The 23,648-nt window shown below is 71.0% G+C and carries 19 protein-coding genes and 1 tRNA gene; 12 read left to right on the top strand and 8 right to left on the bottom strand.

Going from position 1 to position 23,648, the window contains the following annotated elements; genetic code table 11:
• Positions 1–120: 120 nt before the first annotated feature.
• Together pepN and gndA are read right to left on the bottom strand one after the other, a co-directional pair.
• On the bottom strand, positions 121–2,865 hold the full coding sequence (gene pepN, locus A1QA_RS0109045) for an aminopeptidase N (RefSeq protein ID WP_017178590.1): 2,745 nt from the start codon (positions 2,863–2,865) through the stop codon (positions 121–123).
• An 18-nt stretch (positions 2,866–2,883) separates the two neighbouring features.
• Positions 2,884–4,359 carry an NADP-dependent phosphogluconate dehydrogenase gene (gene gndA, locus A1QA_RS0109040; protein WP_017178589.1) on the bottom strand — a complete coding sequence of 492 codons (1,476 nt, stop codon included), beginning with the start codon at positions 4,357–4,359 and terminating at the stop codon, positions 2,884–2,886.
• Between the two features lie 227 nt (positions 4,360–4,586).
• Between gndA and zwf the strand changes: the two genes are divergently transcribed.
• The 7 genes from zwf (at position 4,587) to A1QA_RS0109005 (ending at position 11,700) form a co-directional block, all read left to right on the top strand.
• Positions 4,587–6,173: a glucose-6-phosphate dehydrogenase gene (gene zwf, locus A1QA_RS0109035; protein WP_017178588.1), complete on the top strand. Its 1,587-nt coding sequence runs from the start codon at positions 4,587–4,589 to the stop codon at positions 6,171–6,173.
• Positions 6,170–7,171, top strand: a complete 1,002-nt coding sequence (locus A1QA_RS0109030; RefSeq protein WP_017178587.1) for a glucose-6-phosphate dehydrogenase assembly protein OpcA — start codon at positions 6,170–6,172, stop codon at positions 7,169–7,171. The genes zwf and A1QA_RS0109030 overlap by 4 nt, the downstream gene beginning before the upstream one ends.
• Positions 7,168–7,992, top strand: a complete 825-nt coding sequence (gene pgl / locus A1QA_RS0109025) for a 6-phosphogluconolactonase (protein ID WP_017178586.1) — start codon at positions 7,168–7,170, stop codon at positions 7,990–7,992. Before A1QA_RS0109030 ends, pgl begins: the two co-directional genes overlap by 4 nt.
• A 44-nt stretch (positions 7,993–8,036) precedes the next feature.
• Positions 8,037–8,960: an aldo/keto reductase gene (locus A1QA_RS0109020; protein ID WP_017178585.1), complete on the top strand. Its 924-nt coding sequence runs from the start codon at positions 8,037–8,039 to the stop codon at positions 8,958–8,960.
• A 79-nt stretch (positions 8,961–9,039) separates the two neighbouring features.
• On the top strand, positions 9,040–10,086 hold the full coding sequence (locus A1QA_RS0109015; RefSeq protein WP_017178584.1) for an HNH endonuclease family protein: 1,047 nt from the start codon (positions 9,040–9,042) through the stop codon (positions 10,084–10,086).
• A 104-nt stretch (positions 10,087–10,190) separates the two neighbouring features.
• Positions 10,191–10,640: an RNA-binding S4 domain-containing protein gene (locus A1QA_RS14140; protein WP_082181215.1), complete on the top strand. Its 450-nt coding sequence runs from the start codon at positions 10,191–10,193 to the stop codon at positions 10,638–10,640.
• 1 nt (position 10,641) lies between these two features.
• A complete protein-coding gene (locus A1QA_RS0109005; RefSeq protein ID WP_154652340.1) occupies positions 10,642–11,700 on the top strand; it encodes an alpha/beta hydrolase in 1,059 nt (352 codons plus the stop codon).
• A 67-nt stretch (positions 11,701–11,767) separates the two neighbouring features.
• Here the strand turns inward: A1QA_RS0109005 and A1QA_RS0109000 are convergent, their stop codons facing one another.
• Genes A1QA_RS0109000 through A1QA_RS14135 form a run of 3 tightly spaced genes read right to left on the bottom strand, consistent with a single transcriptional unit; the run spans position 11,768 to position 15,197 of the window.
• A complete protein-coding gene (locus A1QA_RS0109000; RefSeq protein ID WP_017178581.1) occupies positions 11,768–12,640 on the bottom strand; it encodes an HAD family hydrolase in 873 nt (290 codons plus the stop codon).
• A 53-nt stretch (positions 12,641–12,693) separates the two neighbouring features.
• Positions 12,694–14,487, bottom strand: a complete 1,794-nt coding sequence (locus A1QA_RS0108995) for an MDR family MFS transporter (protein WP_017178580.1) — start codon at positions 14,485–14,487, stop codon at positions 12,694–12,696.
• On the bottom strand, positions 14,484–15,197 hold the full coding sequence (locus tag A1QA_RS14135) for a TetR/AcrR family transcriptional regulator (protein WP_017178579.1): 714 nt from the start codon (positions 15,195–15,197) through the stop codon (positions 14,484–14,486). The genes A1QA_RS0108995 and A1QA_RS14135 overlap by 4 nt, the downstream gene beginning before the upstream one ends.
• Positions 15,198–15,429: 232 nt before the next feature.
• Here A1QA_RS14135 and A1QA_RS0108985 point away from each other — a divergent pair, with 232 nt between their 5' ends.
• From A1QA_RS0108985 to A1QA_RS0108965, 5 genes are all read left to right on the top strand, one after another.
• Entirely contained in the window at positions 15,430–17,898 is a 2,469-nt protein-coding gene (locus A1QA_RS0108985) for a glycoside hydrolase family 31 protein (RefSeq protein WP_017178578.1), read from the top strand.
• Between the two features lie 95 nt (positions 17,899–17,993).
• The gene (locus A1QA_RS15960) at positions 17,994–19,160 is read left to right on the top strand and encodes a hypothetical protein (RefSeq protein WP_154652339.1); all 1,167 of its coding nucleotides are present in this window, start codon (positions 17,994–17,996) and stop codon (positions 19,158–19,160) included.
• 126 nt (positions 19,161–19,286) lie between these two features.
• Positions 19,287–19,529 (top strand): hypothetical protein, encoded by a 243-nt coding sequence (locus A1QA_RS0108975; protein WP_017178576.1) that lies wholly within the window; start codon positions 19,287–19,289, stop codon positions 19,527–19,529.
• Between the two features lie 261 nt (positions 19,530–19,790).
• Complete coding sequence (locus A1QA_RS0108970; RefSeq protein ID WP_017178575.1) at positions 19,791–19,982, top strand: hypothetical protein; 192 nt, start codon at positions 19,791–19,793, stop codon at positions 19,980–19,982.
• A gap of 110 nt (positions 19,983–20,092) precedes the next feature.
• Positions 20,093–20,362, top strand: a complete 270-nt coding sequence (locus A1QA_RS0108965) for a hypothetical protein (protein ID WP_154652338.1) — start codon at positions 20,093–20,095, stop codon at positions 20,360–20,362.
• Positions 20,363–20,458: 96 nt separating this feature from the next.
• Here A1QA_RS0108965 and A1QA_RS0108960 read toward each other — a convergent pair.
• From A1QA_RS0108960 to pgi, 3 genes are all read right to left on the bottom strand, one after another.
• Positions 20,459–20,532, bottom strand: a tRNA-Pro gene (locus A1QA_RS0108960).
• Between the two features lie 165 nt (positions 20,533–20,697).
• Positions 20,698–21,795 (bottom strand): molybdopterin-synthase adenylyltransferase MoeB, encoded by a 1,098-nt coding sequence (moeB, locus tag A1QA_RS0108955; protein ID WP_017178573.1) that lies wholly within the window; start codon positions 21,793–21,795, stop codon positions 20,698–20,700.
• 110 nt (positions 21,796–21,905) lie between these two features.
• Positions 21,906–23,561 (bottom strand): glucose-6-phosphate isomerase, encoded by a 1,656-nt coding sequence (pgi, locus tag A1QA_RS0108950; RefSeq protein ID WP_017178572.1) that lies wholly within the window; start codon positions 23,559–23,561, stop codon positions 21,906–21,908.
• Positions 23,562–23,648 lie beyond the last annotated feature (87 nt).

Below are 23,648 nucleotides of genomic sequence, written 5' to 3'. Positions count from 1 at the left end.
CGATGGGCCCCACCATACCGGTCTCCGCGCGCCATCGTCGCGCCGATCGGGCCGTCACTCCCTCATCGAACGTGGGAATACGGCCACAGGCCGCGGATCGGACCGGGCGATGGCGGGCGGTCAGCCCACGACCCTGCGGGCCCGCAGCGCCCGGGCCAGGTCGTCCTCCGACTTGAGCACGAGGCGCCGCAGGGCGGCGGGGGCGCCCGCGTGGTGGACGAGCCAGGACTCCACCTGGGACAGGTCGTCATCGTCCCCCGCGGCGGGGAAGAGCCCCAGTACGATGAGCGTGGCGATCTCCTGCCCGCGCTCGGACCAGATCCGCTCCAGGGCGTCGAGGTAGGTGCCGGTCAGGGGCGCGGTCAGGCGCCGGTGCGCCACGGTCGAGTAGGCCTTGAGGAGCGCGCCGACCTCGTCGTTGGACAGCGCGGGGTCCTCCAGGAGTCTGGTGAGGATCTCCTGCTTGGCCTCGGCTGTGGGCGCGGCCGAGGCCACCTGGAGGGCGTGGACGCGGCCGGAGGCGGAGGGGTCGGCGCGCCGCTGGGCCTCGAGGTCGCCGCCGGTGAGGGCTCCTAGGCGCGCGAGGGCGCCGAGGGCCTGCCAGCGCAGCTCGGCGGTCATCTCCAGGCCCGGCAGGCCGGCGTCGAGGAGCGAGCGCAGGCGCGCCACCGTCGCCTCGACTCCCTCTCCCCCGGCGGGGCCGTCCTCGTCGTCCTCGGCCAGCACTGAGGCGTTTCCCGCCAGCGCGAGCCAGGCTCGCAGCCGGACGAGCTGGGCGCCAGAGCCAGGCCTGCTGCGCTCCAGGCGCTCCCAGGCGTCGGGGGCCCCGGAGTCGGCCATGCCGTCGCCCGAGGGCACGCCGAGGAGGCGCCCCACGAGGGCGCGGCGCTCGTGCCCCTCGGCGTAGGTGAGCGCGGCGCGGGAGGCCTGCGAGAGCAGCGTGGCGAGAGTGCCGAGCTCGGTGGCGTCGTCGGCGTGGGCGAGGACCGCCGTGACGAAGTCCGTCGCGCTCAGGCGGGCGTCGCGCAGCAGGTTGTGCAGGCTCGACCACGCCAGGGCCCGGGCCATCGGGTCGGCCAGCGCGCTGAGCGAGTCGAGCATGACGCGCAGGGATGCCGCCTCCGGGCGCACGACGGCGTAGGTGAGGTCCTCGTCGTTGACGAGCACCAGGTCCGGGGCGTCCAGGCCCACAGCCCCGGGGATCTCGGTGATCTCCTCGGCCAGACGGGCTGGGAGCCGGTCCGTGCGGGTGAGGGCGCCGGAGGAGTCGAAGGAGTAGAGCCCGACGACGAGGCTGTGGGGGCGGATGACGGGCTCGCCGGTGAGCGGGTCGGTGCAGGCCTGCTTGACGGCGAGCCGCGTGATGGCGCCGTCCTCGGTCTCGATCTCGGTGGTGAGGATCGAGGGGCCGCAGGTGCGCAGCCACGCCTGGGCCCATGGGCGCATGTCCCGCCCGGAGGCCCGGCCGAGGGTGTCGAGGAAGTCGTCGAGGGCGCCGTTGGCGAAGGCGCGCGAGTCGAACCATTCGTGCGCGGCGGCGTAGAAGGCCTCCTCCCCCACATAGGCGGCGAGCTGTTTGAGGACCGCCGCGCCCTTGGCGTAGCTGATGCCGTCGAAGACCTGGCGGGCCGCCTCGACGTCGTCGACGGTGGCGACGATCGGGTGGGTCGTGGCGGCGCGCTGGTCCTCCAGGTAGGCCCAGGCCTTGCGGGTCGAGGCGAAGGAGACCCAGGCGCCGTCGTAGCCCAGGGCGCTGGCAGCCCAGGTGCCCTGGTGGTCCGCGAAGGACTCCTTGAGCCAGGTGTCCTCCCACCATCGCGGGGTGACGAGGTCGCCGAACCACATATGGCTCATCTCGTGCAGGATGGTGGTGGCCCTCGACGCCCTTTGGGCCGAGGTGGCAGGGCCCCGGAACAGGTAGCGCTCCTCGCTGAAGGTGACGCAGCCGGGGTTCTCCATGGCCCCGAGGTTGTACTCGGGAACAAGGACGGAGTCGTAGGAGCCCCAGGGGAACGGGTAGCCGTAGGCCCGCTCGAACAGGCCCAGTCCGTCGCGGGTCAGCGCCAGGAGCTCGTCGGCGTCGAGGTGCTCGGCCAAGGAGGCGCGGCAGCACCAGGACAGCGGCACGTGCTTCGTCTCCGGGTACTCGGGGCTGCGCCACTGGCCCGTCGCCCGGTGCCACGGCCCCGCGGCGAGCGCCGTGAGATAGGAGGGCAGCGGCCTGGTGGGCGCGAAGCGGGTGACGACGGCGCCGGCAGGCAAGGCCGCGAGGGGCCAGTCCCCCAGCGCGCCGGGAGCACCACCCGGCTCAGCGGCGGCCTCTGGCAGGCCGTTGGCCAGGACGGTCCAGGACGCGGGGTGGGCCACGGCCAGCGAGACCGGCGCCTTGAGGTCGGGCTGCTCCATGACCGGCCAGGCGCGCCGGGCATCGGAGGGCTCGAAATGCGTGTAGAGGTACGTCGCGCCGTCGACGGGGTCGTGGAAGCGGTGGAGCCCCTGCCCGGAGTTGGAGTAGAGCCCCCGGGCGTTCACGACGACGTCGTGCTCCCCGGCGCCCAGGCGGGGCAGCGCGATCCGGGACCCGTCCCACTCGACGCGCTCCGGGTTTCCGTCGATGACGAGCGAGTCCACGCCCTCGCCCTGGAAGTCCAGCCACAGGCCCCGGGCCGGCCGCCCCAGCTCGAGGCTGAGGCGGCCGCGCACCGGAAAGGCGCGCTGGGCGGGATCCTCAGCGCCCGTGAGATCAATACTGATCCCGAGTGCCTTCAGTTTGACGACGGTCGAGCGCCAGGCGGCCTCATCGCGCCCAATACTCGTGGACGATGCGGGGCGCGATGGCGGCTCCGGCGTGTTGAAATCCGGCATCCTCGTTCCGTCCCGGTCTCAGTCCCACTTCTCCTCGACGCGCTCGGACGCGGACCAGGTGACGTGGTAGGTGCCCTCCGGGTCGTCCACGCGGTGGTAGGTGTGCGAGCCGAAGAAGTCGCGCTGGCCCTGGATGAGGGCGGCGGGCAGGCGCTCGGCGCGCAGCTGGTCCACGTAGGCCAGTGAGGAGGCGAAGGCGGGGGCGGGGACGCCGGCGAGGGCCGCTGTGGCGACGATCTGGCGCCAGGCGGGCAGGGCGGCCTCCAGCGCGGAGGCGAAGACCGGCGCGGTCAGGAGGCTGCCGAGCGCCGGCTCCTCGGCGTAGGCGCGGGTGATGTCGTCGAGGAAGCGGGCGCGGATGATGCAGCCGCCGCGCCAGATGCGGGCCATGGCGCCAAGGTCCACCTCCCAGCCGTAGAGCTCGGAGGCCGTGGCGATCTCGTCGAAGCCCTGGGCGTAGGCGGCGATCTTCGAGCCGTAGAGGGCGTCCTTGACGGCGGCCACGAACTCCTCGCGCGCCTCAGGGGTCTCAAGCGCCGGTGGCTGCGCGGCGGCGTCGAGGGCGGCGTGGCGCACGGCCAGGCGGGCGCCGGCGGAGGAGGAGGCGGCGCGGGCGAAGGTCGCCTCGGCGATGGCGGGCACGGCCACGCCGAGCTCGAGGGCCGTCTGGGTGGTCCACACGCCGGTGCCCTTCTGGCCCGCGGCGTCGACGATGGCGTCGACGAAGGGCCCGCCCGTGGCGGGGTCCGTGCGCGAGAGGACCTCGGTGGTGACGTCGATGAGGTAGGAATCGAGCTCGGAGTCCTTCCAGGCGCGGAAGACCTCGGCGATCTCGGGAACGCTCATGCCTGCCACGCCGCGCAGGAGGTCGTAGGCCTCGGCGATGAGCTGCATGTCGGCGTACTCGATGCCGTTGTGGACCATCTTGACGAAGTGCCCGGCGCCGTCGGGGCCCACATGGGTGCAGCAGGGGGTGCCGTCGACGTGAGCGGAGATGGACTCGAGCATGGGGCCGAGGCGGTCGTAGGACTCGGCAGTGCCGCCTGGCATGATCGAGGGGCCGAGCAGCGCGCCCTCCTCGCCGCCGGAGACCCCCATGCCCACGAAGTGCAGGCCGCGCTCGCGCAGCGCCTCCTCGCGGCGGCGGGTGTCGGTGTAGAGGGTGTTGCCCGCGTCGACGATGATGTCGCCGGGCTCCATGAGCTCGGCGAGGGCGTCGATGACCTGCTCGGTGGCGGCCCCTGCCTGCACCATGATGATGGCCACGCGGGGGCGGCGCAGGGAGGCGACGAAGTCGGCCAGCTCGGCGGCGGGCACGAAGGCCCCCTCGTCGGCGTAGCGATCCATGAGTTTCTCGGTGCGGGCCAGCGTCCGGTTGAAGACGGCGACCTCGTGGCCGTGGCGGGCCAGGTTGCGGGCGAGGTTGGCTCCCATCACCCCCAGGCCGACGACGCCGAGGTCTGCGGTTGAGGGGGCCGGGGTGAAGCTGGTCATCGCGTTGCCTTTCAGTGGATCACGGCACGAGCGGCCGTTGCGGCTGGCGCCATCGGCTCCCCTGGGCGTGGGGATTTCGCGTGGGCCGCCGCCAACACTAGCCCGCGGCGCCACCCGCCCCGACTCCTTACTCTCCACGTGAAACGCGCGAGGGCCCCGCGCGCCGGGCGCCTAGAGTGAGGCCAGCCGCAGGCCCCTGCGGCCACTGCCACCCCAGGAAGGCACCCGTGCCAGCATCCACAGCACCGGCCCAGCCCCACTCCTCCTCGCCGGGCGCGACCTCGGCGACGGCCCTGCTCGACAGCCGCGATCTGCGCCTGCCCAGGATCGCCGACCCCTGCGTCCTCGTCATGTTCGGCATCACGGGCGATCTGGCCCGCAACAAGCTGCTGCCGGCCATCTACGACCTGGCCAACCGCGGCCTCCTCTCCCCCAGTTTCTCCCTGGTGGGCGTGGGCCGCCGCGACTGGGACGACGACGCCATGCGCGACTACGTCGAGAAATGGTCCCGGGCCGGTGCCCGCACCCCGTGGCGCGACGCAACCTGGGAGCAGCTGTCCGCCGGGATGCGATTCGTCACCTTCTCCTCCTTCGAGGACGACGCCGCCTACCAGCGCCTCACCAGCGTGGTCGAGGACCTCGACGGCTCGCGCGGAACAGCGGGCAATCGGGCCTTCTACCTGTCGATTCCCCCGGGCTGGTTCCCCGCCGTCACCGAGCGCATCGCCCGCTCGGGCCTGGTGGAGCGCGACGAGCGCTCCTGGCGGCGCGTCGTCGTCGAGAAGCCCTTCGGCCACGACCGGGCCTCCGCCCGCGAGCTCGACGAGCTCATCGGGCGCATCGTGCGGCCCGACGATGTCTTCCGGGTGGACCACTACCTGGGCAAGGAGACGGTCCAGAACATCCTGGCGCTGCGCTTCGCCAACACGATGTTCGAGCCCCTGTGGAACCAGCGCTACGTCGACCACGTGCAGATCACCATGGCCGAGGACATCGGGATCGGCACGCGCGCCGGCTACTACGACACCATCGGCTCTGCCCGCGACGTCATCCAGAACCACCTCCTGCAGCTCCTGGCCCTCGTGGCCATGGAGGAGCCGACCTCCATGGACGCCGCGGCCGTGCGGGCGGAGAAGGAGAAGGTGCTGGCCTCGGTGCGCCTGGAGCGCGACGGCGTCCTCGACCTTGACGCCACGACCTCCCGGGGCCGCTACAGCTCCGGCTACCAGGGCGGCATCGCCGTCAAGGGCTACCTGGAGGAGGACGGCGTCGCCGCCGACTCCAGCACGGAGACCTTCGCGGCGCTGCGCCTGGAGATCGCCAACCGCCGCTGGGCGGGCGTGCCCTTCTACCTCCGGGCAGGCAAGCGCCTGGCCCGGCGTGTCACCGAGGTCGCCATCGTCTTCCGCCAGCCGCCCTTCCTGCCCTTCGACGCCGCCGCCACCGCCGGGATCGGCGCCAACACCATCGTCCTGCGCATCCAGCCCGACGAGGGCGTGACGCTGCGGGTGGCCTCCAAGGTGCCCGGCACCCAGATGGAGCTGCGCGATGTGACGATGGACTTCGGCTACGGCGCCACCTTCAACGAGGACTCCCCCGAGGCCTACGAGCGCCTCATCCTCGACGCGCTCCTCGGGGACGCCCCGCTCTTCCCGCACCAGCGGGAGGTGGACCTGTCCTGGAGGATCCTCGACCCGGTCATCGAGCACTGGATGGCCGCCGGCTCGCCCAAGGACTACCGCCCCGGCTCCTGGGGTCCCGAGGACGCACACGATCTGCTCGCCCGCGAGGGCCGTGCCTGGAGGCGCTCATGATCACCACGCACACCGCCACCACCACCGCCCGGATCACCTCCACGATCCTGGCCGACGAGGGCGCCCACGGCCGCTCGCACGTGCTGACCCTGCTCATCGCCTGCGACGCCGAGCACCTCGAGGCCTCCCTGGAGGCCGCGCACGGGGCCAGCCGCGACCACCCCAGCCGCATCATCGCCGTCGTCCCCGAGCACGAGGAGGCGCAGGAGCCCGCAGGCCCGCGCAGCCGTGACGGGCACGTCGCCTCCGACGTCGGAGGGCACCTCGATGCCGAGATCCGCACCGGTCACGACGCCGGCGCGGGCGAGACGATCGTCCTGCGCCCCTGGGGCGAGGCCGCCGAGCACATCGACACGCTCGTCGTGCCCTTCCTCCTGCCTGACACACCTGTGGTCGTCTGGTGGCCGCACGACTGCCCGCCCGTCCCCTCCGAGGACCCGCTCGGGCGCCTGGCCACCGCCCGGATCACCAACACCCCCGCCCTCGAGCGGCCTGAGACCGCCCTGCGGGGCCTGGCGCCGAGCTCGCGCCGCGGGGACATCGACCTCGCGTGGACGCGCATCACCCTGTGGCGCGCCATGGTGGCCTCCGCCCTCTCCCCCGCGCTGCGCGGGTCGGGGGTGACCTCCGTGCTCATCGAGGGCGAGCGCTGCAACGCCTCCGTGGCGCTTATGACGTCCTGGCTGAGGCTGCGCCTGGGCGTGCCCGTGGAGCGCCGCGACGTCGAGGACTTCAAGGGCATCGCCTCCGTCCAGGCCCGCACTCCCGAGGGCGACATCACGATCACCCGCGTCGACACCGACCGCGTGCGCATCTGCCGCCCCGATGGGCGCGAGCCCCAGATCGCCACCATGACGCGGCGCAGCGAGGTGACGACCCTCGACGAGGAGCTGCGGCGCCTCTCGCCCGACCCCCTCTACGGGGAGGTCCTCGCGGCCTTCCTCGCCGAGGGCCCCAGGAACCAGGACAGCCAGCCCACCGAGGAGGCCGCGCGATGAGCGAGCCCAGCACAGAGCGTCCCGGCGCGCGCCATGCCGTCGAGGCCATTGAGGCCATCGAGACCATCGAGTCTGTGGCGGAGGGACTGCCTGCCCCCGTCGTCGATATCGCGCCGACGCGAGAGGAGGCCTCCGAGCGGGCGAGCGCCGCGATCGCGGCCGCCCTCGCCGAGGCCCTGTCGGCCAGGGGCGCCGCCCATCTCGCGCTGACCGGGGGCTCCGGCGGCAAGGCCATCGCCAACGCCCTGCCCGTGGCCCTCGCCGAGGCGGGGATCTCGCCCCAGGACCTGCGGGGGGTGCATATCTGGTTCGGCGATGAGCGCTTCGTTCCCGCGGGCGACGCCGAGCGCAATGACCTCTTCGCCACCCCGCTGGCGGCCGCTGGTGTGCCCGAGGAGAACATCCACCGCCTGGCCGGGCCCGAGGCCGCCGCCAGCATCCTTATCGCCGCGGAGGCGCTCGAGCGCGACCTGGCCGCCCGGGGCCCCGCTGGAGGCCGCTTCGACGCCGTCCACCTGGGTATGGGCCCAGACGGGCACGTGTGCTCCCTCTTCCCCGGCCACCCCGTGGCGCTGACCACCGGGAGGGACATGGCCGCCGTCGAGAACTCCCCCAAGCCCCCGCCCCAGCGGACCACCCTCACCTTCCCAGCGCTCCACCGCGCCCGCCTCGTCGTCCTCCTGGCCTTCGGGGGCGACAAGCGCGACGCCGCCCGCGCCGGGCTGGGCTCGCCTGACGCGGTGGGGGCCCCGATCTCCTGCGCTCGGGGCGAGAGGACCGCCTGGTTCCTCGACGAGGGTGCCGCTCCGCGGGACAGGTAGTTCTCCCCGTCCCGCACCGGCCCGCGCCTTCGTAGGCTGGGGGGATGAGAAGCACCAGCCTTGGCACCTCGAAGATCCCCGCCTCCAACATCATCCTCGGATGCATGCGCATCAAGGACCTCGACGACGCTGCGATCCGCCAGCTCGTCTCCACCGCCCTCGACGAGGGGGTGACCATGTTCGACCACGCCGACATCTACGGCGGCGGTCATGCCTGCGAGGAGCGATTCGGCTCCGCCCTGGGATGGTCCTCCTCAGACCGCGAGCAGGTCATCCTCCAGTCCAAGTGCGGGATCCGCGACGGCTACTTCGACTTCTCCGCGGAGCACATCGCGTCCTCAGTGGATGAGACGCTGCGGGCACTGCGCACCGACTACCTCGACGTCCTCCTCCTGCACCGCCCCGACGCCCTCATGGAACCGCAGGAGATCGCGGAGGCCTTCGACTCCCTGGCCGCCTCGGGCAAGGTCCGCGCATTCGGCGTGTCCAACCACAGCCGCGGCCAGCTCGAGCTGCTGCGCTCGGTGGTCGGCCAGCCGCTCGTGGCCAACCAGCTCCAGCTCTCGCTCACGCACGCCCCGATCATCGCCGAGGGCGTGGCCCTCAACATGGCCGATGCCCAGTCCATCGACCGCAGCGGCGGCATCCTCGACTACTGCCGGCTCACCGCCACCACCGTGCAGGCGTGGTCGCCGATGCGCGGTCCGGGCTGGGAGGGGCCCTTCCTCGGCGACCGGGCGCGCTTCCCCGAGCTCAACGACGTCGTCGACCGCCTGGCCGCCGAGTACCAGGTGGCCCCGGAGGCGATCGCCACCGCGTGGATCACCCGCCACCCTGCCGATATCCAGGTGGTGCTGGGGACGACGAGCCCGGACCGCCTGCGCCGCTCCATCCCCGGATCCGACCTGCCCCTGACTCGGCCCCAGTGGTACGAGCTGTTCCGGGCAGCCGGGCATATCGTGCCCTGATCCTGTGGATCGGCGGCGGTGACGCGCGCTATCCACAGGCCTCCACCCGACCCATGGCCCGCCGACGTACGGTCGGCTCATGCGCCGCATCTCCCCCGCCCTGCCGCTGGCCATGACGGCGTGCGCTTTTCTCCTGGCTGCCGCCCCGGCGGGAGCGATGGCCGTGCCCGCGCCGTCGGTTCCCTCCACGGCGCCCAGCGCTCCTACCGCGCCAGCCTGGCTCGACGGCGTCGCCTGGGATGACCGCGCGAGCGCCGTCCTCGATCCCGCCGCAGCGATCGAGGCACTGGACGCCCTCCCGGCGGACCAGCCGGCCGCCGAGTCCTGGGGCGCGGGCGGTAGCCGCACCGGCTGGTTCGGCAAGGCGTGGGAGGACGTCGACGGCGATGGCTGCGACACCCGCAATGAGATCCTCGCGCGGGACCTGTCCGAGGCGGACTTCTCGCGCGCCGACGGGCAGCAGGGCCGCGAGGAGGGCAGGGGCCAGGGGGCGGGGGTCTGCCCCGACGCCACCGTGTGGAGCGGCGTCCTCCACGACCCCTACACAGGCAGCGCGGTGAGCTTCCAGCGCGGGCAGTCGACCTCCGACGCCGTCCAGATCGACCACATCGTCCCCCTCAACTACCTCTACGCCCATGGCGCCTGGGCATGGGACGCCCGTACCCGCCTGCTCGTTGCCAACGACCCGCTCAACCTCGTTGCGGTCGAGGGGCAGGCCAACCAGTCCAAAGGCGCCTGCGGCCCGGCCACCTGCCCGATCGGCTCCACGGAGACCGGCACGTGGGCGACGGCCGAGGGCCCCGGCTGGTGGCCGCCGAACAACGCGTACCGGTGCTCCTACTCGCAGCGCTTCGTGAGCGTGGCCGCTGCCTACCGGCTCGGCCTGCCGGAGGCGGACCGCGAGGCCCTGCGCGCCACACTCACGGACTGCGCCGCGGGCGGGGATGGCGCCCCCAGCATCCTGGAGACCACCAGGGACGCCGTGACCGGGACGCCGGGAGCCCTCTTGGCGGACCGCCGGTACGCGGCCCTGCTCATCGTCGGGATGCTGCTCCTGGGGGCGGGGATCGTGGCGCGGGCGCGCCGGTCTCTGCGCCGGGTGGTCCGTCGACGGCGTCGGGTCTGAGCCCCGCGCGAGGCTAAGATGCCGCTGTGGCAACCGACGACGGCTCGCGGACGCAGGAGTCCCTCGACACCGCCCGCCGCCTCGCGATCGAGGCGGCCGAGGGCATGGCCGGGCCCAGGGGCGCGCGCGTCGACGTGTGGCTGTGGAGCGTGCGCCAGATCAAGTCCCGGTCGGCGGCCACCGCCGCCTGCAAGGCCGGGCACGTGCGCGTCAACGGCGAGCCCGCCAAGCCCGCCCAGCAGGTCAAGGTCGGTGACGAGATCCGTTACAGGGTCGACGGCTTCGACCGGCGGCTGCTGGTGACCCACATCCTCGTCAAACGGGTCGGCGCGCCCATCGCGCGCACCGCCTACAAGGACTTCTCCGCCCCCAGGCCCTCGCCCCTGGACGCGCCTGCGGCGATCATCCGGGATCGTGGCGCCGGCCGCCCCACGAAGCGGGAGCGCCGTCAGCTCGACGCCCTCATGGGAGGCGGGGCGGCGGACCCGGGCGAGCGGGTGATCGTCGATGAGTTGGATGCCAAGCTCGCCAGGGCTTTCGATGACAAGGAATGAGATGCCGGGACTGACTGGGCGCCCCTCCATGGGCGCCGCGGCGTTGGCTGGGATCGCCGCGATCGGCGTCGCCGCGGGCGCTGTGGGCGCGAGGCGCCGGGACCTGGGCCCGGCCTTCCACGACGTCGCCTCGGAGCTGCGCGCGCCCCTGCTGGTCCTCGGCCACGGGCCCACGGGGGCGCCGCAGCCCATCGCGCCCGAGTCCTTCACGGGCATGATGCGGCTGACGAGCCAGGGCAGGGTCTTCCCCCGCCGGCTCGGCCGCGAGCAGGTGATCGACTCGGGCGGCCGGAGCCTGCGGCTGTGGCTCTACGAGACCTCTGCCCGGCGCGATGCTGGGCCGACCGGCGCGCTCATCTGGATGCACGGCGGCGGCCTCGTGGCGGGAAGCGCGGCCCAGGACCATGCCCTGTGCTCGCGCATCGCCAGGGAGGCGGGCATCCTCGTGGTCTCCGTCGAGTACCGCCTCGCCCCCGAGCACCCCTACCCCGCTGCCATCGACGACGTCTGGGCCGCTCTCCAGTGGATCCGCATGAGCGCCCCCGCGCTGGGGGTGGACACCTCGCGCCTGGCCGTGGGCGGCGCGAGCGCCGGGGGCGGCCTGGCGGCGGCCCTCGCCCAGCGCTGCCGTGATGAGGACGTGGACCTGGCCTTCCAGATGCTCGTCTACCCCATGCTCGATGACCGCACGGGGTCTGGCGGCGTGGATGTGCCAGGCCGGGGCGACTTCGTGTGGACGGCCCGGCAGAACGCCGAGTCCTGGCAGGCCTACCTCTCGCATCCCTCTGGTGAGCCGGAGGAGCGCCTCTGGGCGGCGCCGGCCCGACGCGAGGACCTGGCGGGGCTGGCCCCGGCGTGGATCGGCGTGGGAGACCTCGACCTCTTCCTCGACGAGTGCGTCGAGTACGCGCGGCGCTTGGAGACCAGTGGGGTGCCGGTGAGTCTGCGCGTCGAGCCGGGCATGTACCACGGCGCGGATATCTGCCAGTGGGCGCGCTCGATGCGGGACTTCCGCGCGGAGTCCATCGACGCGCTCGGGCGGGCGCTGCGCCGCGACTGACGCGGAGGCTGACGCGGGCCCGCCTCGCCGCTGCCCCGCTGGTGCTCGCGAGGGCGGGCCCCGGGCCTCAGGCGCGGTCGGCCGGGAGGCGCTCCATGAGGGCGGCGACGGCGCGCAGCACGCCGTCCTCGGTGTTGGCGGGCGCCGTGTACCGGGCGACCTCATGGATGCCGGGGTGGGCGTTGGCCATGGCGAAAGAGAGCTCGGAATAGTCGTAGAGCCCGAGGTCGTTGAGGTAGTCGCCGAAGACGGCGGTCTGGGCGGGGGTGATGCCCAGGCGCTCCTGGATGGCGCCGACGGCGCGGCCCTTGTCCGCCCCGTGGGACATGAGGTCCACCCAATGCTTCCCGGAGACGACCGTCTGGACGGTGGGCACGGCCGCGCGCATGGCCTCGGCGGTGCCGTCCTCGACGTTGTCGAAGTCGAAGATGGCGACCTTGAGGACGGTGTCGAGCGGGAGGGCGAGGAGGTCGTCCACCACCTGGTGGGCGGTGTAGTAGATGCCGATCTGGGCGGCGAAGGGGGCGTCGTCCCGCTCGGTGTAGGCGCGCTCCTTGCAGGCGACGACGGCGCCGAGGTCGCGCCCCTCGGCCGCGAGGCGGTGGGCGGCCGTGATGGCGGCGCGCGCCTCGTCGGGGGTGATGGTCGCCGAGTGGATCTCGACGCCGTCGTGGACGACGAAGGAGCCGTTCTCCGCGATGAGCGGCGAGTCCTCGACGGCCGCGCCCAGCACCGAGCGGAGGTTGGCCATCTGCCGCCCGGAGGCGGGCGCGAAGAGGATGCCGTGCTTGCGCATCTCGGTGACGGCGTCGTCGAGTCCCGCGGGCAGCCGGCTCTCTGCGTCGACGAGGGTGCCGTCCATATCGGTGACCACGAGCCTGAGGTCGACGGTCTCGGGCAGGGCGGCGGACAGGCGGGCGTCGAGCGGTTCGCGTTTCACGGGGCTCATCATGTCAGAGCCGCCTCACCACGACAGCAGCCGGAGCCCATGGATCAGCTCCATCGGTCGAGCTCCTCCTCGGGCATGGGCTCGTCGAAGTCGTCGGGGACCTCGAGCTCCATGGCTCCGAAGCGGCGGTGCTGAGGCTCAGCATCGCCGGGCTCGCCGTCGTCGTCGGCCTTCTCCGACTTCTCAGTCTTCTCGGCGTCCTCTGCTGGGGCGCTCTCGGCCTGGGCGACCTGCTCGAGGGCGGACTGGCGCGAGAGCGGGACGTCCTTGTAGAAGAAGCCGATGATCATGGCCAGGCCGAAGACGGGCACCATGAGCAGGAAGATCGGGGTGAGCGCGTCGGCGTAGGCGTTGGTGATCGCCGTGTGGAGGGCGTCCGGGAGCTGGTTGACGATGGCCGGTGTGAGCGAGGAGCTGCCGTCGCCGCTGCCCTGGAACTCCTGGAGCGCCGCCTGGACCTGCGGGTCCTCGCTCGTGGCCAGGGCCATGAGGTTGGCGCCGAGCCGGTCGGTGAGGTTGTTGGAGAAGGCCACGCCGATGAGCGAGGAGCCCAGCGACACGGCGACCTCGCGGAAGAAGTTGTTGCCGCTGGTGGCGGTGCCGAGGTTGCGCGGCTCGACGTCGTTCTGGACGAGCGTCATGAGCAGCTGGAAGAACAGGCCGATACCGGCGCCGAGGACGAGCACGGCTGTGGAGATGATCCACACGGGGGTGTCGGCGCTGAAAGTGCTCATCCACAGCAGGGCCGCGCCGGAGACGATCGGGCCGATGATGAGGTAGACGCGGTAGCGGCCGGTGCGGGTGACGAGGATGCCGGAGCCGATACCGGCGGCGAGCATTCCCACCGTCATGGGCACCAGGAGGAGGCCGGAGACGGTCGCGGAGTAGCCGTAGCTCATCTGGAGGAAGGTCGGCAGGTAGAGGCTGGCGCCGATCATGCCGCCCATGGCGAGCATCCCCTGGACGGTGGTGAGGATGAAGGTGCGGTTCATGAGGACCGACATGGGCAGGATCGGCTCGGCCGCGCGCTTCTCCACCAGGGGCAGTACGAGCCAGGCCAGGGCGCCGACGACGATCATGGCGATGAGCGCGGGGCTGGACCAGTCGAGCTGGTTGCCGCCGAAGGTGGCGACGAGGACGATGAGCACGGCCCCGAGGTTCATGAGGGACAGGCCCGCCCAGTCGATCCTGGCCTCGAGCTTGTGGACGGGCAGCTTGAGGACGGCCCACACGGCGATCCAGGCGATGACGCCGAGCGGCAGGTTCACCCAGAAGACCCAGTGCCAGGAGACGGAGTCGGTCAGCCAGCCGCCGATGATGGGGCCGAGGATGGAGGCGATGCCGAACATGGCGCCCATGGGGGCCATGTAGGTGCCGCGGACGCGCGGTGGGATGAGGTCGCCGGTGATCGCCTGGGAGGAGATCATGAGGCCGCCGCCGCCCAGGCCCTGGAGGGCGCGCCAGGCGATGAGCGCCGTCATGGAGTCGGCGGTGCCGCACAGCGCCGAGCCGATGAGGAACAGGGCGATGGCGATGAGGAAGAGGGTCTTGCGGCCCACGAGGTCCCCGAGCTTGCCGTAGACCGGCATGGCCACGGTGACGGCGAGGGTGTAGGCGGTGATGATCCACGCCATATGGCTGGCGCCGCCGAGGTCGCCGACGATCGTGGGCAGCGCGGTGCCGACGATCGTCTGGTCGAGGGCGGACAGGAACATAACGACGAGCAGGGAGGCGTAGACGGCCCAGAAGCGGCGGTCGGGCTTGAAGACGTCCGCCGCCTTGAGAGTCTCGGGCGCCTCGGCCCGCGCGGCGGGGGCGGTGGTGTCGCGCTGTGTCACGCGTGGTCCTTTCTCGTGGCGGCGGGCGCCGGGGTGCCACTGAAGATGCTGTGGAGGCTGTCGGTGATGAGGGCCAGGGCCTCGGCGAGAGTCTCGGGCGCGCCTGGCGCCCTGGTGCTCGTTGCGGCGCCCTTGGCGGAGGGGACCTCGCCAAGGCCGTCCATGCGGCCGTCGCCGGCCCAGAGCTCGAAGGCCGCCTTGTACATGGTGGTGGCCAGCGCGGCGGCGGCGATGACCTGCGGCGAGCCGAGGTCGGCGCCCATGCGCTGCGCGAGGGCGGCGCGGATGACCGAGTGGACGATCCGCACGCGCGACTGGAGCTCGGGGATGACGCTCGGCGCGTCGCGGAGGACGCGGCGCAGGAGCTGGAACTCCTCGGCGTCGCTGCCCATGGGGGCGACGGCGTGGGTGACCAGGGCGAGGAGATCGGTGAGGAGGTCGCCGTCGGAGTCGACGAAGGCCTTGACCTCCTCCTGGGAGGGCGCCTGGGGGGCGCGGAGGATGAGGTCGGCCTTCGTGGGGAAGTAGTTGAAGACGGTGCGGCGGGAGACTCCCGCGTCCGCGGCGACATCCTCCACGGTGGTGGCCTCATAGCCGTGCTCGGCGGCGAGGCGCAGGGCGCTGGCCTGGATCGCCTCGCGGGTGCGGCGCGCGTTGGTGGCGCGCAGTCCCGCCGAGGAAGCAGCGCTGATCGTGGGCGGACGAGTCATAGGACGATGATTGCACCCAGTGCAGCCTTGCACCAAGTGCAGAATGTGTGCTCATGGGCACATGCCGTCAGATCGTGGGAGGGCCGCGGGAGAAAGCACGAGATGGGCTACCTGACAGGCGGCTCATGAGGGAGGATGGGGCGCCGCGGGCGCTCCTCGCCCGCCGTGCCGTTCGCCATGCCGTCCACCAGCGCTTGCTCACGGGCGCTGCCGCCCCAGTCAAAGGCCGATCATGACCTCACCCCTGTCCTCCGGCTCCAGTGAGCCGCGCATGGCCCCCGCCCGCCCGGACGCCGTCGTCACCGCGGGCACCGCCCGCTTCACCGTGCTCACGGACCGGCTCATCCGCATGGAGCAATCCCCCGACAGCGTCTTCACCGACGCCGCGACCCAGCTGGTCCTGACCCGGGACCTGGGCGCGACGCCTGATTTCCAGGTGGTGCGGGGCGATGACCGCCTGGAGATCCTCACCGAGCACCTCCACCTGAGCTACCAGCCCTCGCGCGGCTTCTCCCGCTCCGGTCTGACGGTCAGCCTGCGCACCGCCGTCCTCAATCTCCACGGCGGCACCTGGCACCACGGCGACGTCTGGGACCCCCACGAGAGCTACCCGACGAACCTTGGCGGCACCTGCCGTACCCTGGATGAGGCCGACGGGCGGGTGGAGCTCGGGCCAGGGCTGCTCGCCACCAACGGGATCGCCGTTGTCGATGATTCCGCCTCCCTGCTACTCCAGGAGGACCAGTGGGTGCGCCCCCGGCCAGGTGCCAGCCCGGTTGATGGGACGCCAGCCGGGGAGGATCTCTACCTCTTCGGCTATGGCCAGGACTACCGCGGCGCCCTGCGCGACTTCTTCGCCCTGACCGGTCCGACGCCGCTCGTGCCCCGCGCACTGCTGGGCAACTGGTGGAGCCGCTACCACTCCTACTCCGGCGAGGAGTACCTGGAGCTCATGGACCGCTTCGCGGCGGAGGAACTGCCCTTCTCCGTGGCGGTGCTCGACATGGATTGGCACTGGGTGGATATCGACCCCGCCATTGGCAATGGCTGGACCGGCTATTCCTGGAACACCGACCTCTTCCCCGACCCCGCGCGCTTCCTCGCCGCCCTCCACGAGCGGGGCATGGAGGTGACCCTCAACCTGCACCCGGCGGCCGGCATCCGGCGCCACGAGGACGCCTACGCCCCGATGATGCGCGACCTCGGCCGGGACCCCGCCTCCGGTGAGGAGATCCCCTTCAACATCGCGGACACGGCGTTCGTGGCCTCCTACCTGGAGCACGCCCACCACACGCTGGAGGAGCAGGGCGTCGACTTCTGGTGGCTCGACTGGCAGCAGGGCGGCGTCACCGATATCCCGGGCCTCGACCCCCTGTGGATGCTCAACCATGTCCACTTCCTGGATTCGGGGCGTGAGCGGGAGGGCGGGCGCCGGCGCCCCATTACTTTCTCCCGTTTCGCGGACGCATCCAGCCATCGCACGCCGATCGGCTTCTCCGGTGACACGGTGACGAGCTGGGATTCCCTGGCCTTCCAGCCGGAGTTCACGGCGAGGGCGGCGAATATCGGCTATTTCTGGTGGTCGAATGACATCGGCGGCCACATGTTCGGCGTCAAGGACTCCGAGATGATGGCGCGCTGGGTCCAGTTGGGCTGCTTCTCCCCCATCAACCGTCTTCACTCGACGGCGTCGGCGTTCAATTCCAAGGAGCCGTGGCGCTACTCGCGCAATGCCCGAGCCGCCATGAACGCCTATCTGCGGCTGCGCCACCGGCTGGTGCCGAGCCTGTACACGTGGGCGAGGCGCGCGGCGGCAGACGGCGTCGCCCCGATCCGCCCGCTCTACCACGACTACCCCCGGCGCATGGGCGCCTATTCCCACCACACGGAGTTCCTGTTCGGGGACCTCGTGGTGGTGCCCATGGTGCACCGCGCCGACGCCACTGGGCTCGCCCAGGAGAGCGCCTGGCTGCCCCAGGGCACGTGGTTCGATCTGCCGACCGGACGCCGCTACACGGTGGCCTCCGACGAGGGCGCCGAGCTCGCGCTCTCGCGGCGCCTGGAGCAGGTGCCGGTGCTGGCGCGCGCGGGCAGCGTCGTCGTGCTGGCCGGCGAACTGTCCGAGGCGGCGGGCGCTAATCCCCGGCGCCTCGATGTTCTCGTGGTTCCTGGGGCCGACGGCTTCTTCGTGCTGGAGGAGGACGACGGCTCCCCCGAGCCCGGCGCGGATGCCGTGGTGCGCACGCGCTTCTCGCTCGCCTGGGACGAGGACGCGGGGAGCGCGCGCCTGGAGATCACCCAGGAGGGTCCGCGCGGCGTTGTGCCGGAGGCGCGGGAGATCACCGTGCGGCTCCTGTCCGTTGGGGGCGATGCGCGCGCGTCCCTGGATGGGCGGCCGGTGGAGGTGGGCGTCCGGCCCGCGGATGGCCTGACGCTTGGCGGCGGGCTTGACGTCGCGCTGGGCGAGGTGAGCCTGGCCGACGGCGGTGCGACGCTATCGCTGGAGGGGGTGCGGACTGAGCCGCCTGGCCTGGCCGATGAGGTGTTCTCCATCCTGGAGCCGGTGGAGATCGACTACATGGTGAAGGACCGCGCCTGGGAGGTCGTGCGCTCGGGCGCGACCGGTGGGGCGCTGCTCGGCGGCCTGCGCGCCGTGGGCGTCCCCGACGCCGTGCTCGCCGCCATCGCCGAGGTCGCCTGACCCGCAGCGTCGAGTTCGTCCTTTTGCCACCGACTTCGTACCCTTACCCTCAGATTTCGGCACAAATAACGGAAGAGCCATGAAAGGTTTCTATCATGTCCTTTTCGGCTGTCTACGATTTGTACGGATTCAGCCCGCTGACTCTTGACGATGTCAGCCGAGCCTTCGCCGACGGCACCGTCACGCTGAACGCGACCGATGCTTTCGATGTTTCATTCCAGAAATTTTCATTCGAGCTCTTCGATGCCACTGATGTCGCGAGCCCACACTTAATGCGCTGGGTTGCCGAGCAAGAAGGCAGCCCCATGTACACGCAGGCTTATCGGATGCACATCGAAGGCTACGACACTGACGAGCCATGGGCCTGCCTGACCGCGTTGGCATCCAGAATGAACGGCGTTGCCGTGACAATGGAGAGCGGGGATGGGGCAGGGTATATGACCGACGATCAAGTCGAGTACACCCCACCCGACCCCGACACCGTGCCCGTGAAGGGGCGAGCACTGGCAATGACCTGGTTCGGGCGCCTCCGCATGTGCGAACACCCGGTAGCCCAGTGGATCCGAACATGCGAAGAGCACTTCCCAGACTTCATGCCCGACCGATTCGATTATTTCGATAAACGCTTGATCACAGACAGCTCAAAAGCCTGGCTCACAAGCCCAGACAGCCGAGAATGGTCCGCCACCCTATGGCACTCCGCGCTACTAGGAAGGATCCAATTCTTCCTTCCCCTTGTTGCGAAACGACGAGAGTCGGCTGAACCGTTAGAAGACTCTCTGTATGACGTCTCATGCTACGCTCTCCTGGATTCCGTCGTCGAACGAGGGCAAATGGATCGGTTGAGCGAATTCTTCACAGGAATGGCTCGCGAACTCCACGCAGAAGTGGCTTCATGCGAAGTCCTCGACGGCTACAAAGCGAAAGACGATCTCGCCGAATTCACAACGGAAGCTCAGCGACGGCAGGAGATCAACCGCTCTCGCGACCACACCCTCCTCGGTTTGTTCCCCGATCCCGTGTGGTGGCTGTGGCTGGGACACGACTACTCACGCCTGTTGAGCCCCTGGCTGCAAACCCCCGCCCCACCCTCGTGGAACATCAACGCCGACGGAGACGCCACTTTAATCCGCACCTCGCCCACACCAGCCCGCCGCGAAGAACTCCGCGACGAATGGCTGCCACACGAATACCGCATACGCAAGAACCTATTCGGCAGACCCCGGCCCGCCAAGACCCTCCCGCCGTGGGCCACCGTATGAACCGCCAACCGAACCCCCCACAGCACCGACGAGGAGCAAGCGCCGTCAGCGTCCAGGCGGGCCGGTCGCGCTGCCACCGACCCGCCACGCGGAGCCCCCCAGAACAACCCGGGATCCTGGCGAGAGGTGTGGCACTACTCGTCCAAGCGCTTCACCCACGACAACGCCGCGCTCACAGCCCAGCGCAACAAGGCGCTGGCCGTCATGGCTGGAGAGGCCTCAGCGCGCAGACCCAGGTTCGTCACGGACTCCAAGGCGGGCCTGGCCGTCGAGGTCACCATCGCTGGCCATACCCTCACCACCCAACCCCAGCTCACCACCCAAGCCACCGACATCCTCACAGCCCTCGACATCAACCCGGCACACTAACGTGTCAGGAGTCAGGTGAGACGGTAGGGGCACGAGTAGGAGCGGTTCCGGCGGGGTGTCGGGGCACTCCGGCAGGCGAAGGATAGTCAGCGACTCCCATCATGCCCGCCAAGACCCCGACGCCCCCTCTACCCCCGCGCGCCACCACCCCAACCACACCCTCAAACCGGAAGAACCGGGTTGAGGTGAGACTCTCATAGCTCCACTTGCGCGTTTAGCGATGCTCGACAGCTCGTGTTCAGGGTTGATAAACTCTGTGGCGTGAAGCGGAACGACTTGCTGAGGCGCCTCGCCGCCATCGCCAGGCAGCGCGGCGAGGCGCTGGCTCTCGTTGAGGGAGGTCACCACACCAAGGCCCGCATCGGCGCCACACTTCTCATCGTCCCGCGACACAAGGACATCAACGAGATCACCGCCAAGAGCATTATCCGCAAGGCCGAGGAGAACCGATGAGTACCGTCACTGCCACTGCCACACGCTCGGGTTCCTGGTGGGCCGTCGAGGTTCCCTGCGCGGGGACCGTCCAGTACACCCAGGGACGCACCCTGGCTGAGGCTTTGGACATGGCCCGTGATGTCGTGTCGATCATGGCCGAGGAGGACTCCGCTCTGGCAGACGCTACCGTCGAACTTGAGGTGACCGGCCCTGTGCGCGACGCGGTCACCTGCGTGCACCAGGCGCAGCGCGACGCCGAGGAGGCCCGCGCACGCGCACGTTCCGAGCAGGCCCGAACGGTCTCAGATCTACTCACACAGGGGCTGAGCGTGCAGGACGTCGCGACCCTGATGGGGATTTCCAAGGGGAGGGTCTCTCAGATCGCCAAGGCAGCGTGAAGGACGCCAGCTGAGCGCCTCGCCGCGCTGGCTCAGGCGGCAAAATGCCCGCGCTACGATGACTCGTCGCGCGGGCTGAGGGTATTCGGTTATCAGTCGGGCTGGCGGGATTTGAACCCACGACCCCTTGACCCCCAGTCAAGTGCGCTACCAAACTGCGCCACAGCCCGTTGCCTCACGTCCCTGCGGCTGGAGTCGCCTCCGCCGCTCGGGTCCGCTCGGAACGTGTAGAACCTTAGCCCACCGTGGCCCCGCAGGCGAAACCGGCACGCGGTGACCCCAGTCACGGGCGCGCCGACGGCCTGCGCCAGCCAGCCAGCCCGCCCGCCCGCGGCTCAGGCCGACTTGTACCAGGCGCGGGCCCCGCCGTCGAGGTTCGTGAGGGCACCGGTGTAGCCGGCCGCCTTCAGGGCCTTGATGGCCTTCTTGGAGCGGATGCCGCCCTGACAGGTCACGATGGTCTCCCGCCCGGCATCGAGCTCCCCGGCGCGCTCGACCACCTCCCCGAGCGGGATGTGGATGGCCCCGGGCACGGGCATGGCGGCGATCTCGTCGGCCTCGCGCACGTCCAGGAGCGTGTAGGCCTCGCCGGGCCTCTCCCCCGCCGCGATGCGGGCGCGCAGGTCCATGGCGGTGATGCTCTTCATGGCGTTGTTCCTCTCCAGTTCTGTGGTGTCGGGGACGGCGCAGGTCTCCTGGACCGTCTCCAGGCTCGTGATGGCGGGGCTCGGCCCGCACAGGGGGCAGTCGGGGCGCTTGGCGACGGGGATCTCCCGCACGCTGGCGCCCCAGGCGTCGAGGAGGAGGAGCCTTCCGATGAGGGGCTCCCCTCCCCCGATGATGAGTTTGAGCGCCTCGGTGGCCTGCATGGTGCCGATGATGCCCGGCAGGACGCCGAGCACGCCGGCCTCCGCGCAGGAGGGCACGGAGCCGGGTGGCGGGGGCTCGGGGTGGAGGCAGCGGTGGCAGGGCCCCCGGGCGGCGTCGAAGACCCCGACTTGGCCGGCGGAGTGGAGGACGGCGCCATGGACGAGGGGGATGCCGAGCATGGCGCAGGCGTCGCCGACGAGGTAGCGGGTGGGGAAGTTGTCGGTGCCGTCGATAACCACGTCCCAGCCCTCCAGCAATCGCAGGGCGTTGCTGGCGTCGAGCCGCTCCTCGTGGAGGATGACCTCCATGTCAGGGTTGAGCGCGGTGATCGCAGCGGCAGCCGACTGGGCCTTCGAGACGCCGACGCCGTCAGTGGTGTGGAGGATCTGGCGTTGGAGGTTGGAGATGTCGACGACGTCGAAGTCGACGATGCCGAGTGCGCCGACTCCGGCGGCGGCGAGGTAGAGGGCGGCGGGCGCGCCGAGCCCCCCGGCGCCGATGAGGAGGACGCGGGCGGCGCGGATGCGCTGCTGGCCGACGACCCCGACCTCGGGGACGAGCATGTTGCGCGAGTACCGGGCGCGCTCGGCGTCGCTGAGGTCCCGCAGGCGCCCGTCATCGACGACGGGCGCCCACGGGGAGGCCGGGCCGTGGCCCTGCGCGGGTGCGGTGCTCAGTGGCGCAGCTCCCGGTAGCGGCGGATGAGGCCCTGTGTGGAGGAGTCCTGCGCGGCGAGCGCCTCGGCGTCGCCCTGGACGGCGGGGGCGATCTCGAGGGCGAGCTTCTTGCCGAGCTCGACGCCCCACTGGTCGAAGGAGTCGATGCCCCACACGATGCCCTGCGTGAAGGTGATGTGCTCGTAGAGGGCGATGAGCTGGCCCACGACGCTCGGGGTGAGGGCGGGGGCGAGGATCGACGTCGTCGGCTTGTTGCCGGCGAAGACGCGGGCGGGGACGATCGCCTCCGGGGTGCCCTCGGCGCGCACCTCCTCGGCGGTCTTGCCGAAGGCGAGGGCGGCGGTCTGGGCGAGGTAGTTGGACAGGAAGAGCTCGTGGACGTCGACGCCGCCGTCCTTGACGGGGTGGGCGGGGTTGGCCACGGCGATGAAGTCGGCGGGGATGAGCTGGGTGCCCTGGTGGATGAGCTGGTAGAAGGCGTGCTGGCCGTTGGTGCCGGCCTCGCCCCAGAAGATCTCGCCGGTGTCGGTGGTGACGGAGGAGCCGTCCCAGCGCACGGACTTGCCGTTGGACTCCATGGTGAGCTGCTGGAGGTAGGCGGGGAAGCGGTGCAGGTACTGGGCGTAGGGCAGCACCGCGTGGGAGGCGGCGTGGAAGAAGTTGACGTACCAGACGTTGAGAAGGCCCATGAGCATGGGGACGTTCTCGGCCGGGTCCTTGGTGGCGAAGTGCTCGTCGACGGCGTGGAAGCCGGCGAGGAAGTCGGCGAAGTTCTCGGGGCCGATGGCGACGGCGAGGACGGTGCCGACGGCGGAGTCGACGGAGTAGCGCCCGCCGACCCAGTTCCAGAAGCCGAAGGCGTTGGCGGGGTCGATGCCGAAGTCGGCGACCTTGTCGAGCGCGGTGGACACGGCCACGAAGTGCTTGGCGATGGCGCCGTCGGCGCTGATGCCGCGCTCGGCGAGGGAGGCGAGGAACCAGTCGCGGGCCATGCGCGCGTTGGTGAGGGTCTCCAGCGTGGTGAAGGTCTTGGAGGCGATGATGAACAGGGTGGTCTCGGGGTTGAGGTCCTTGACCTTCTCCGCGCAGTCGTTGGGGTCGATGTTGGAGATGAAGCGGCACTCCAGACCGTCCTGGACGTAGGGCTTGAGGGCCTCGTAGACCATGACGGGGCCGAGGTCGGAGCCGCCGATGCCAATGTTGACGACGGTCTCGATGCGCTTGCCGGTCACGCCGACCCACTCGCCGGAGCGGACGCGGCGGGCGAAGTCGTAGACGCGCTCGAGGACCTTGTGGACGTCGGTGACGACGTCCTGGTTGTCCACCATGAGGGCGTCGGTGGCGGGGCGGCGCAGGGCGGTGTGGAGGACGGCGCGGTCCTCGGTGATGTTGATGTGCTCGCCGGAGTACATGGCGTCGCGGCGCCCGGGCACGTCCACCTCGACGGCGAGGGAGGCGAGGGCGTCACGGACATCATCGGTGAGGAGGTTCTTGGACAGGTCGATGGTGAGGTCACCGACCTGGTAGGTGAAGCGCTCGGCGCGCTCTGGGTCCTGCGCGAACCAGGCGCGCAGGTCAGGGCGCATGCCGAGGTGCAGTTCGGTCAGGCGGGTCCAGGAGGGCGTTGCGGTGGCATCGATAGGCGTCTGCATGCCCCAAGCGTAGCGGGTAGGTCCGACACGAATGGCGGGACGGAAGGGCGGGGTTCGGCTCGGCGGAGGCGGAGCAGGCCTCCGACG

Origin of the sequence: Actinomyces timonensis DSM 23838, from assembly GCF_000295095.1 — a bacterium.
GTDB classification, from domain to species: Bacteria; Actinomycetota; Actinomycetes; order Actinomycetales; family Actinomycetaceae; genus Actinomyces; species Actinomyces timonensis.
Note: the sequence above shows the minus strand (reverse complement) of the source record. Positions and strands in the feature narration are given on the sequence as shown.